Here is a 12,055-nt window from a genome sequence, read left to right as displayed (position 1 = left end):
TTAGGAGTTTTTATGATTAGCTACGCACCATTTTGGAAACTGATGAAAAAGGAAAAGATGAGCCAATACCGTCTCATTCGGGAAGGAAAACTTTCTGCCGGAGTGCTGAACCGTCTCAGAAACAACCAGCCTGTTTCTACGGAGAGCATCAGACAAATCTGTCTGATCTTCTCCTGCAATGTATCAGACATTATGGAATTCCTGCTGTAAGGAGAAAGAGAAAAGAACAAGGAGGTTCTGTCAGTGTATTCAAGTATTTTCTATAAGATAAAAGGTCTGATAGAGCTTTACTCTATCGGACCTTTTTCTTGCTCTAAACTGTCATTTCTTCTGCTTTTGTTTCCGAAGCGGATTCCGTTTTAGCTTCTGCGCAGGATTCTGAATCGGATTCTACTTTAGCTTCTGCACCGATTGTCGCATTCACTTCCGAAGCGGATTGTTTTTCCTTAACCTCGGAAAGAATCTTCATGAATTCTTTTCCGGTAATCGTTTCCTTTTCAATCAGGAACTTGGCTATCTCATCCATTGCAAAACGATTCTCTTCTAAAATCTTCTTCGCTTCCTCGTAGCATTCCTTTAAAATACGGGAAACTTCCGCATCTACCTCTGTCGCGGTATCATCCCCGCACTCTAAAACGGCACGTCCTCCCAAATACATATTTTCCTGTCTTGCCAGGCCCATCAGGCCGAACTTCTTGGACATTCCGTATTGTGTCACCATGGCTCTTGCAATTTTGGTCGCTTTCTCGATGTCATTGCTGGCCCCGGTTGTTACCGTTTCAAAGACCAGCTCTTCCGCGGCTCTGCCCGCCAGACACTCCACAATCATGGAATGCAATTCCGCTTCGGTATTTAAATACTTTTCTTCCTCCGGTACCTGCATAACATAGCCCAAGGCTCCCATGGTACGCGGTACAATCGTGATTTTCTGCACCGGCTCCGAATGCTTTTGAATTGCGGCAACCAGAGCATGACCAACTTCATGATAAGAAACAATTCTTCTCTCCTCCTTGGAAAGAATTCTGTCCTTTTTCTCTTTGCCGACCAAAACCACTTCTACAGCCTCAAAAAGATCCTTTTGACTTACCTTCTCTCTACCGTGCTTTACCGCCGTGATGGCAGCTTCATTCATCATATTGGCAAGATCTGCTCCGACTGCTCCGCTGGTCGCCAAAGCGATTTCATCAAAATCCACGGTATGATCCAGCTTCACATCCTTGGCATGTACCTTTAAAATATTGACTCTGCCTTTTAAATCGGGCTTTTCCACAATAATTCTTCTGTCAAAACGGCCCGGACGAAGCAAAGCCGGATCCAAGATTTCCGGTCTGTTGGTAGCTCCCATCACCATGATTCCCTTAGCGGCATCAAAACCGTCCATTTCCGAAAGAAGCTGGTTCAAAGTCTGCTCACGCTCATCATTTCCGCCGTAACGGTTATCTCTGCTTTTTCCGATGGCATCAATCTCATCGATAAAAATAATACACGGGGCCGATTGATTGGCCTGCTTAAACAAATCTCTTACACGGCTGGCACCGACCCCCACAAACATCTCCACAAAGTCTGAACCCGAAAGAGAATAGAAGGGAACATGAGCCTCGCCGGCCACTGCCTTAGCCAGTAAAGTTTTACCGGTTCCCGGAGGCCCTACTAAAAGGGCCCCTTTTGGAAGCTTTGCTCCGATTGCCGTATACTTCGCGGGATTGTGCAGGAAATCCACAATTTCCACCAGACTTTCCTTTGCCTCATCCTCTCCCGCAACATCTTTAAAGCTGATACCGGTTTCCTTTTGCATATACATTTTGGCATTGGATTTCCCGACACCCATTACTCCGCCGGAACCTCCCACTCTTTTGGCCATCCCGTTCATAAACCAGAACAAGAGCACGAAGGGGAGCACAACGCTCAGTACAATTTGTAAAATAAAGGCGGAATTATCCGGTCTTTTTCGGATAATCGTCACATTATGGAGATACAGTCGTTCAACCAGCTTTTCCGCGTCCGCATTGACCGGTACTACAAAAAAAAGCGGTCCCTGGGTCTTTCCCAGGCCGAGGATACTGTCCTCCGCATCCTTTTTTGCGGACGAATCCCCGGAAGTCCCTGCAGAGCCTGCACTTGGCGCGGAGCTCTTCGGATAAACCACAATCTGTCCGTCTCCCCACTCTACCTTTTCGACCAGATTCCGATCCACCATGGACAAAAATCCGGAATAACTGAGTTCCTGGTTCAGCCCCTTTCCGGTAAATCGTTGCGCCAAAGTATAAATAAAGAACGTCACCGTAGCCGCTATTAAAATAATGAGGATGGTCTGCCCCATGTTGGAGAAGCCGCCATGATCCCCATCCTTAAAATCCTTATTATCCATTCCACTCTCCTTCAGTTTTTATACGCCTATCATTATACGGAACGGCCGGGGAACAGGCAAGCTGAAATTCCGGAGAAGCAGGACTCTTTATAATACTTTTACAAGTTCATCCCCCATTTCAGAGCAGGAAAGAAGAACTATGTCCTCTTCTTTCTGTTTGGGGAAAATATCTTTCGTTCGAAATCCTTTTTGGAGCACTTTTTCCACCGCTTTTTCCACTCGGTCCGCAGCGCCTTTTTCATGCAAAGAGAAACGCAGGAGCATCGCTGCGGATAAAACGGTAGCTAAGGGATTCGCCATATTTTGCCCTGCAATATCGGGAGCCGAACCGCCACTAGGCTCATAAAGGCCAAAATCTTTTTCTCCCAAAGATGCAGAGGGAAGCATTCCGAGAGAACCGGTAATCTCCGCCATTTCATCCGAAAGAATATCGCCGAACATGTTTTCCGTAGCAATTACGGAGAACTTTCCGGGATTACGGACAAGTTGCATCGCCATGGAATCCACAAGAGCATGAGAAAGCACTACCTCTTTTTCTTTTTCGCCCTCTTCCGTGAAGATTTTCCTCCAAAGACGGGAGCTTTCCAGCACATTTGCCTTATCCACCGAAACCAAATCCGCTCCTCTCTCTTTGGCAAGCGAGAAGGCAATCTTGGCAATTCGCTCTATCTCATGCGCGCGATAAATCAGTTCGTCTCTGGCTACCTCTTCCCCGTTTTCCACGCGAAGAGATTTTTCTCCGAAATACAGACCGCCTGTCAATTCACGAATCATCATGATGTCGAAGCCTTCCCCTATAATTTCCTCCTTTAAGGGAGAAGCCGCTCTTAATTCCGGATAAAGCTTTGCGGGACGAAGATTACAGAAGAGCCCCAGCTCTTTTCTAAGCCGTAGGAGTCCGGCTTCCGGACGCTTTTCCACGGGAAGCTTATACCAGGGAGATACGCCTACCTGTCCGCCGATACTCCCCATAAGAACCGCATCACTTTCTCTGCAGGCGCGCAATGTCTTTTCCGGGAGCGGTTCCCCACACGCATCAATTGCCGCTCCTCCAAAGAGTTCCTCTTGAAAATACAAAGAAAATCCCTCCAGTTCCGCCACTTTTTTCAGTACTTTTTTAGCCTCTCCCACAATCTCCGGCCCGATACCGTCTCCGCTTAAGACCGTTACTTTATATTCCATATCTGCACACCTCCTTTGTTTCCTCCATTTTACAGGACTTTTATTTTTTTTCGAATTCTTTTTTGCTATACTAGCCATGCTGCAAGCTTGCCTTGCCCTATCATCCGATATGAATCATATAAGGAGGAAAGATGGATTTTAAACTGCATGCCGATTATGCCCCGACAGGAGACCAGCCTCAAGCTATTGCCAAGCTGGTAAAGGGCTTACAGGAAGGAAATCAATTTGAAACACTCTTGGGCGTTACCGGTTCGGGAAAAACCTTTACCATGGCTAATGTAATAGAGCAGATACAAAAGCCCACTCTGATTATTTCTCATAACAAAACTCTTGCGGCACAGCTTTACTCCGAAATGAAGGAATTTTTCCCGGAAAATGCAGTGGAATACTTTGTTTCCTACTATGATTATTACCAGCCGGAGGCCTACGTTCCCAGTACGGACACCTATATTGAAAAGGATTCCGATATCAACGATGAAATAGACAAGCTTCGAAACTCGGCAATGGCTGCTCTTTCCGAGCGAAAAGATGTCATCGTGGTTGCTTCCGTATCCTGTATCTACGGACTCGGCGCGCCTACGGAATATCTCAATATGGCACTCTCCCTTCGTCCCGGACAGACGCGGGATCGGGATGACTTACTTCGAAATCTCATTGAAATTCAATATACAAGGAACGATATGGATTTTCGAAGAGGATGTTTTCGCGTAAAGGGTGATACGGTCGACATTTTCCCGGCCTCCGAAGGAGAACAGGCTGTTCGCGTGATTTTCTTCGGCGATGAAATCGAGGAAATCCAACTGATTGATGTCCTCACCGGAAAAGCACAGAGAAAGCTGGAACACACCATGATTTTCCCGGCCAGTCCCTATGTTATTCCCATGGATAAGCTCCGTCTGGCCTGCAAGAATATTCTTGCGGAACTGGATGAGCGGGTAAAGTATTTTAAAGAAGAGGATAAGCTTCTGGAAGCACAGCGCATTTCCGAGCGGACAAACTTCGATGTGGAAATGATTCGGGAAACCGGTGTCTGTTCCGGGATAGAAAACTATACCCGGCATCTGAATTTTGCAGCGCCCGGTGAACCGCCCTACACCCTGATTGACTACTTTCCGGACGACTTCCTGATTATTGTGGACGAAAGCCACATCAGTCTTCCCCAGATTCGAGGGATGTACAACGGAAATCTTTCCAGAAAAACCACTCTTGTCGACTTCGGTTTCCGTCTTCCCTCCGCCCTTGATAACCGTCCTCTGAATTTTTCCGAGTTTGAGGGGAAAATCAATCAGATGCTCTTTGTTTCCGCAACTCCAGGAGAGTACGAAAAGGAGCATGAACTGCTTCGTGCAGAACAAATTATCCGTCCTACCGGCCTTCTGGATCCGGAAATTGAGGTTCGCCCCACTAAAGGACAAATTGATGATTTGCTTTCCGAAATTCACAAGGAAACGGAGAAAAAGCATAAAATTCTGGTTACCACACTAACCAAGAAAATGGCGGAGGATTTGACAAAATATTTGCAGGAAAATCAGGTCCGGGTAAAATATCTGCACTCCGATATCGATACCCTGGAACGTGCCGCCATTATCCGCGATATGCGACTGGACAAGTTTGATGTTCTTGTGGGAATCAACCTCTTAAGAGAGGGACTGGATATTCCGGAGATTACCCTGGTTGCCATCCTGGATGCCGATAAGGAAGGATTCCTTCGTTCGGAAACCTCCCTGATTCAGACCGTTGGCCGTGCAGCAAGAAACGCGGAAGGGCATGTCATCATGTATGCGGACACGATAACCGATTCCATGGAACGTACCATTTCCGAAACCAATCGGAGACGCGCCTTACAGATGGAATATAACAAGGCACACGGCATCACGCCTACCACCATTAAAAAGGCCGTCAGAGACCTTATTGCCATTTCGAAAGTTCTGGATGACGGGGATAAGGAAATTACAAAGGATATGGAATCCATGTCCAGGGCCGAAATAGAAAAGATGATCCGTGAACTGAGTAAAAAAATGCGAGCTTGTGCTGCCGAATTAAACTTTGAAGACGCCGCAAAATGCAGAGATAAAATTGCCGAATTAAGAGCGGGATTGGAAAAATAAACCACACTGTAAAAGCCTTCCAAATGATTTTTTCATTGGGAAGGCTTTATCGTTTTTTAAATGGCAAAACCGGAAGAAAGACCCCTGCTTTAAAAATTCCTTTTCCCGGTGCTTAATTACGATCCGATATGGCTCTAGTGGTCTTTTCCAAGACACGACTGCACGTTTCAAAATGCCTGCGGTAGTACTCCGTATACATAATATCCACAAGGAAGAGCTGACTGATTTCCGCCGAGGTGGAACCGCGTTGCAAGGACCCCACATTTGCCCCACAAAGGAGAACTATATCCGTATACTCCGTTAATGCGGATTTCTGGAATCGTGTTATAGCAATGACGGTAGCCTTACTTTCTTTTGCCAGCTTCGCAATCTCCACAATATCTCTGGTTGCACCCGAATAGGAGAAAATTACGGCAACATCCCCCTCTTCCATGGTTGCCGCACTCATTAATTGTTGGCTGACCATTTCGGAGCAATATACCTTCGGTTCAATCCGATGAAACTTATTCATTGCCTTCATCGCAGTGAGCATAGAGGCTCCTACACCGAAAAACAGAATTCGTTTCGCCCCGGAAAGCGCTTCCATAGCCAAACTGACCTGTGAGAAGTCCAAAAGTGAATAACTTTCCCGGATGGAAGAAATTGTATCCTGTAAGACCTTATCCGCAAGATCCGTAATCTTATCTCCAAGTGTAATCTCTCCCGTGTTTCCCTCTTCCATTTTTTTATTTCCCCGCATGGAAAGAGAAAGCGTCATCTTAAACTCCTGATATCCTTTCAGATTCATCGTCTTACAAAAACGAAAAACGGAAGTGTCTCCAACCATACAAGTTTCAGCCAAATCGGAAATGGACATAAATAAAACCCGGTTCGGATTCTGTAAAATAAAATCCGCCACCCTCTTTTCCGCCTTTGTGAATTGATTGTAGGAAGAACGAATTCTTGTCAAAAAATCCTCTTGCATAAGTTCACCGTCCTCTGCCAGCCTAAGCTTTTCAAAATTTGCAATATTTTTTATTATAACAAAAAGGAAAGAATTTTCAAACTATCTATCATCTTGAAAAACTCTTTTTCAATGCCTTTTCTCTTTTTCCTTGACTCAATCACTTCCATTAAATCTTTCCTCATAAAAAGCAATTGAATTGTATCTTTTCTCCATAAAAAAATTTTTAATATTACTATATTTGTTGCTTTCTACCTAAAGTATTGCTTAATTAATTTTATTTTAATATAATTTGCCTTGGAGAAGAGGTATCGTATATGAACATTTCAATCGGAATAAACAAGCGGAAGGTCATGTGTTTAACATATGGCTTTCTTCCCGAAAATTCTAATTTTCACAAACAGGCGGACTATCCGTTTACGAACTCCGCACTTTGTGACTCAAAGGACTTTTTTATAAGCCAAAATCTCAGCAAGATAAAAGAAGTTGTCGCTTATTTTTAATGCGGATATTTTTATGTATTCCGCGTGATAAGCCATTTCGTTAAAATCCCCCAAAACAACTCCGTCTTCTAAACAATTCCATCTTGAGAAGGAGTTCTATTTGTTTTTCCCAAAAACGCTGTATAAAACAGCCTTATTTTCTTTACCCATTTTTAAGTTGGTCGCTAAATATCATACAAAGAAAATTTTCGAAATTAAGCATTTTGACTATTTTCTGTAATGGTTACAACGATTTATTTAACTTTTTATTGATTTGTGCATAATGATTATTCCTTTTCCTTTACAGTTTTGTGACATATCACTTTTTGACTTGCTCGGCATCTATTCCTTGAAATATGATGCTATAAAGGAGAAGAAGAATGAAACAGATGATTGTAAAAAACAGAATGATTCAGTAAGAGAAAATAACAAGACAAAGAAGTTTGACAAGATTTGGAAAACGCTTCTGCTTGCAGCTTCTTTATCATTGCTGTCCGCTATGCCGGTATTTGCCAGAGGATGGTGCAGAGGACTTTCCAAAAATGCCTGGTGGTATGATCTCGGAAATGGAAATTATTATAAATCAACCTGGCAGTGGCTGGATGGAAACAGTGACGGAATTGCAGAATGCTATCGCTTTGACTACAACGGTTGGATGGCTGAAAATACGGTTACTTCAGACGGCTATACCGTAAACCAAAACGGAGCATGGACAGTCAATAATGTCGTACAGACAAGAGGTGTATCTTCTGAGAACGGCATTATAAAAAAAGAGCTTCTCGGAAGAATCAATCAGTATCGAATCGCTTCCGGTCTGAAGCCTCTCTCGGAAAGTGCCGGTCTTAGTTCTATTGCGGATACAAGGGCAAGAGAATGTTCCGTTTTATTTTCTCACACAAGACCGCAAGGCGGTTCGGTCCTGACAGAAGCGGATGTTTGCGGAGAAATTCTCGCGTCAAACCAAGACACTCCTCTAAAAGCCTTTCAAGCTTGGCAAAAAAGCCCCGGTCATAACCGGCTTATGCTACGAGACGATTTCGTTCGATTCGGAGCAGGATATTATGTCGATTCCCGCGGAAATGATTACTGGGTGGTATTATTCAGTTTTTATAATTAGATAAAACGAGATAACGCACACTTTGCGCACGATACCCGTTATGCACAAGATGTCTCAGGCTTCGCCTTAGCCACTTGTTAAGAATAAGGAAGAAGCACTCTCCGACTCCGGATAGTGCTTCCCCCTCTTCAGATCATTCCCAAAAACGATATAATCAACATCAAAGTTTCTTATTTTTCACGATGGTATTGTAGTATCGAATCGTCAAATCATAGAGTACTCTGTGTTCATTTTGTTCGCCGAGTTCCGTAAACTGATCCGGATGGTGCAGTTTAACCAAATTCCTTTTTTCTCTTTTTAAATCCTGTAAATCAAAATCCCGGTTGTACAGGCCGAAAAACTTCAATTCTTTTTCATACTCCAAGTCAAAGAAAGACGGAATTCTGCTTTCCTCTTTTTTAGCCTTGTTTTTTCTATCTTGCATAGTTTTTTGAAACTTTTCATTGTATTCCTCAATTTTTTCATTCACGTAAAGCTCCGGAATTTGTGTAAAGCAGTATCTATTTTTATTTTCAATATAGAGCTTCAAAAAAAATGCATAAACACGTTCCACCAGAATATTGTCATGCTTCACATCATATTCCACAAACTTACCGAAGCTCAAGTAAGTAAGAACAAAGGTCAGAAGCATAAAAAGCGGGAATAGATAAATGCGTACATGATTTGCAAGTAAGAGCCGAATGCAAATAACTTGCGGGATAAGAATCCCCAAGAAGCACTGCATATCGGGATGGGTCAAGTGTAACAAGATACGTAGAGGAATATTTAACGCTTTGTAAATCAGCTTCATAAAATCTCCTGCCTATTTTGCCGTAATTCCGATTTGTTCCTTTTCTTCCTCAGTCAATACTCTTCCGGCAAGAATCTTCTCGATTTCCGCCTCTACTTCTTCCTCGCTTAAAATATGATAAACGGCAGAGCTCATATAATCATGCGCTATGGAGTCATCCCCGTAAATTTTTGCATAATAGTTCTGGTCTATCGCAAGAACTGTTCCGTCCGGTGAAATATATCCATTTACATCATAAGCTTTCACAGAAGGTGTAAAACTCATTTTCAGCTGTCCGCTCTCAAAATCCACCACATAAGCCTTTCTCTCTATTTCATTGTTTCGAATCATAAGAAGAAGTCCGGACTTTTCATTGTAGAGATTGATATCATCAAAGCTTAGCGGTGTCTGGGCACAAGCATCGTCCATAGCCACCGTTTTCGTATCCGTCTGATTGCTCCAAGTAAATGCCGTATTGTTCTGAATCCCTTTCAGCAGGATTTCTTCCCCGTTTTTCTTGATATAGAGCACCTGTCCGGGAATGTTTCCAAGCTCTTTCCTGTTTGCAAGACTGTATAAGGACGCCGTTCCGGAAAAACGATTAAGCACGAGAAGTTCTCCATCTTCCGAGAGCAAAAAGCTCGTTGCACTATCCTGCAATTCGGGATAGCTTTCCATTTCGGTTAAATCCGCTGTACTGTAGACCTTTAAGCCTTCCTTTGCATCCAAGATATAAAGTGCCTTTCCATCATCCGAAAAGCGTAAAAGGGGAGAGATGGAATTGAGTTCCAATTCTTGCTTCTCCTGTGTTTCCAAATCATAAAGCAGTAAAAACGGCTTTGGCGAACCGAGTTTTTGCCAGACAGAGGTAAAATACCTTCCATCATTGGAAATCTGATATACGCTTCCGTCTTTCGTTAAGCCTAAGTTTAAATTATCACCCAAGTTGATTATCTCACTGCTCTTCCCATTATCCGAAGAAAAAGAAAGCTCACTTCCGTCATAAAGCAGCATTTTGGAAAAATCATTGGAATACGATAAAATCCTTGCATAAATAGGCTCTTCGGAAATTCTCGACTTCATATCGATAATCTTAATGGTCTGTCCGTCATGGGAATTGGCCAGAATCTTACTGCCATTCTGTAAAAATTTCAATTCAGACGGCAGAGCCCCTCCATAGTTCAGCTTATCCTCCACTATAACCTTATTTCTCCAAATAGAATAGTGCCCGTCCGCACCGAAGCCCACAACGGTATTGGTCTCGGAATGATAGGCAAAATACTTGGTGCCCAATTCCGAAAAATAAATTTCATCCGAAATCTCTCCGCTTTTTCCATCCAAAAGATAAATTTTCGAATACGATTGCAATGCTATGGTTTCTCCGTTTGTCCCTTCAACAAGCGGTTTCAAATCATTGCTGTCCACTTTGATGCTCTGCTTGAATAGCTCCGTATAATCCAAAAGAGAAAGTTTCTTTATCGATGAATCGGTAAGCAGCAAAATATTTTCCTTATCTCCGGAGTAAGATGCCTGTCTATAGGACAGCTCATATTCCTGCCCGTTTATGTCGACTGCCTTTTCTTTCGGAAGAACATCGATAATGCTGCCGTCTTGCATGCTTCTTCTTGTGAGCTGTCCTTCGACATTTGCATTTAATACAACGAGCGCCTCCGTCCCGTCCCCCTTGATATCCGCATGTCTTATCGGCTCCGTGATTGTGAATTTGCTTTTTTCTTCCCAGCTTGCCGTATCGAATACATAAAAGTCCGCCAAGTTATCCCGAAACGCAATACAAAATAGTGCCGAATCATCATCGGAAAACTTGGTCAGCATCGGAATGCCGGGAATTTCCAGTTTGGCCAGGCTTTCTCCCGTTTCCACATCATAAACAATGCAGGTACTGTCAAAAGAGGAAGTGGCGAGCATTTTATCATTATGAGAAAAAAGCGGAAGTTTGACCTGCTGTGTATGTCCGGATAATATCCTTATGACTTCACCGTTCTCCACACTGGAAATCGCCGTCGCATCATTATCCAAACCATAGGCCAGATATTTTTTATTATAACTTAGAGACATGTAGGTCAGCTTGTTCTTTGTGGAAATCGAGGTTAAGGTTGACGCTCCACTGTGATAAATAGCGTCATGAAAGATAGAAAATTCTTCTCCTCTTAATTTCAAATAAGACGGCATCTTCTTTCCAATCGACTGCATCGCCTCTTTTGCCACCAAAACAGCCTTCAGATAATCCCCCTCTTTTGCAATATCCTTTGCCGTTTTCAATAAAATGCTCGCATTGGACTGCACAGCCTCCTGCCTCGCCTGCTCCGCTTTTTGGTAGGCAGCGGTCATAAAGAGACCAAAGATGAGAAATAGAGCCCCAAGCATAGAAGAAATGGTGAGTATAAGCCTGTTTTTTCTCTCCTTATCTCTCTGCTTCAGATCCCCAAAATTGCAGCCCAGGATAGCCGCCATAATACGGTATTTTTCCACCTTTAGAAGCTTCACCGCCTGCTTCGTTAAATCCGTAAGCTTTCCCTTATCCGTCTTTTGCACGGCCTCATAGCCCGGGAAGTCCTTCTTCAATACTTCTTCCGGACGAATATCCGCTGCCAAAACATCCAGAAGGCTCTCATCCTCTCCTCTTTTTAACTGCTTAAGAGGCATAGGAAAGGACTCGTCCGGATCCCCTTCAAGGAGCACCGGAATAATACGAGAATCCCCGTGCAACGCTCTAAAAGTCCGAATTTCCTTCTCACACCACTCGGAAAGGGGGGTTCTTTTGGAACAAAGGACAATCAGAAAATGGCTTTCCTTAAGCGCTTCCTCAATGGAACTGCTTAAGTCCCTCGCCGCAAGCTCCTCTCTGTCCCGAAATACACGAAAGCTCGTCTTTTTTCCGCTTTTATAAAACTCCTTAGGCGGTTTAAAGCCTTCTATCATTCTGTGGATTTCCTTTGCAATCGTCTGATCCGGCTCCACATGGCGATAGCTGATAAAGGCATCATATTTATATTGTTTATCCTTACCATTTTCCATGCCGTTCTCCATACCATTATCCCCACTTTTCCTCATGCCGTTCTCCATAT

8 protein-coding genes are annotated in these 12,055 nt (G+C 43.5%); 3 read left to right on the top strand and 5 right to left on the bottom strand.

Translation table 11 applies throughout. From position 1 onward, the window contains the following. The first annotated feature begins 12 nt into the window (after positions 1-12). Complete coding sequence (locus tag HMPREF9124_RS04785) at positions 13-210, top strand: helix-turn-helix domain-containing protein (protein ID WP_009428908.1); 198 nt, start codon at positions 13-15, stop codon at positions 208-210. Positions 211-313: 103 nt separating this feature from the next. Here HMPREF9124_RS04785 and ftsH read toward each other — a convergent pair whose 3' ends face one another. Together ftsH and leuB are read right to left on the bottom strand one after the other, a co-directional pair. Then, entirely contained in the window at positions 314-2,368 is a 2,055-nt protein-coding gene (gene ftsH, locus HMPREF9124_RS04780; RefSeq protein ID WP_009428652.1) for an ATP-dependent zinc metalloprotease FtsH, read from the bottom strand. An 87-nt stretch (positions 2,369-2,455) separates the two neighbouring features. Further along, the gene (gene leuB, locus HMPREF9124_RS04775) at positions 2,456-3,550 is read right to left on the bottom strand and encodes a 3-isopropylmalate dehydrogenase (RefSeq protein WP_009427982.1); all 1,095 of its coding nucleotides are present in this window, start codon (positions 3,548-3,550) and stop codon (positions 2,456-2,458) included. A gap of 131 nt (positions 3,551-3,681) precedes the next feature. Here leuB and uvrB point away from each other — a divergent pair, with 131 nt between their 5' ends. Further along, positions 3,682-5,658 (top strand): excinuclease ABC subunit UvrB, encoded by a 1,977-nt coding sequence (uvrB, locus tag HMPREF9124_RS04770; RefSeq protein WP_009429739.1) that lies wholly within the window; start codon positions 3,682-3,684, stop codon positions 5,656-5,658. A 112-nt stretch (positions 5,659-5,770) separates the two neighbouring features. Here uvrB and HMPREF9124_RS04765 read toward each other — a convergent pair whose 3' ends face one another. After that, on the bottom strand, positions 5,771-6,622 hold the full coding sequence (locus tag HMPREF9124_RS04765) for a MurR/RpiR family transcriptional regulator (RefSeq protein WP_009427684.1): 852 nt from the start codon (positions 6,620-6,622) through the stop codon (positions 5,771-5,773). An 810-nt stretch (positions 6,623-7,432) separates the two neighbouring features. On the opposite strand from HMPREF9124_RS04765, the gene HMPREF9124_RS04755 reads away from it, so the two are divergent. Then, complete coding sequence (locus tag HMPREF9124_RS04755; RefSeq protein ID WP_242821556.1) at positions 7,433-8,200, top strand: CAP domain-containing protein; 768 nt, start codon at positions 7,433-7,435, stop codon at positions 8,198-8,200. A 160-nt stretch (positions 8,201-8,360) separates the two neighbouring features. Here the strand turns inward: HMPREF9124_RS04755 and HMPREF9124_RS04750 are convergent, their stop codons facing one another. Next, positions 8,361-8,990: a hypothetical protein gene (locus tag HMPREF9124_RS04750; RefSeq protein ID WP_009429464.1), complete on the bottom strand. Its 630-nt coding sequence runs from the start codon at positions 8,988-8,990 to the stop codon at positions 8,361-8,363. 12 nt (positions 8,991-9,002) lie between these two features. After that, the gene (locus tag HMPREF9124_RS04745) at positions 9,003-12,053 is read right to left on the bottom strand and encodes a TIR domain-containing protein (RefSeq protein WP_009429952.1); all 3,051 of its coding nucleotides are present in this window, start codon (positions 12,051-12,053) and stop codon (positions 9,003-9,005) included. Between the last annotated feature and the right edge of the window lie 2 nt (positions 12,054-12,055).

Origin of the sequence: Oribacterium sp. oral taxon 108 str. F0425 (assembly GCF_000214455.1) — a bacterium.
In the GTDB taxonomy this organism is placed as follows: domain Bacteria; phylum Bacillota; class Clostridia; order Lachnospirales; family Lachnospiraceae; genus Oribacterium; species Oribacterium asaccharolyticum.
The sequence above is the reverse complement of the archived record's forward strand: the minus strand, read 5'-3'. Positions and strand labels throughout refer to the sequence as shown.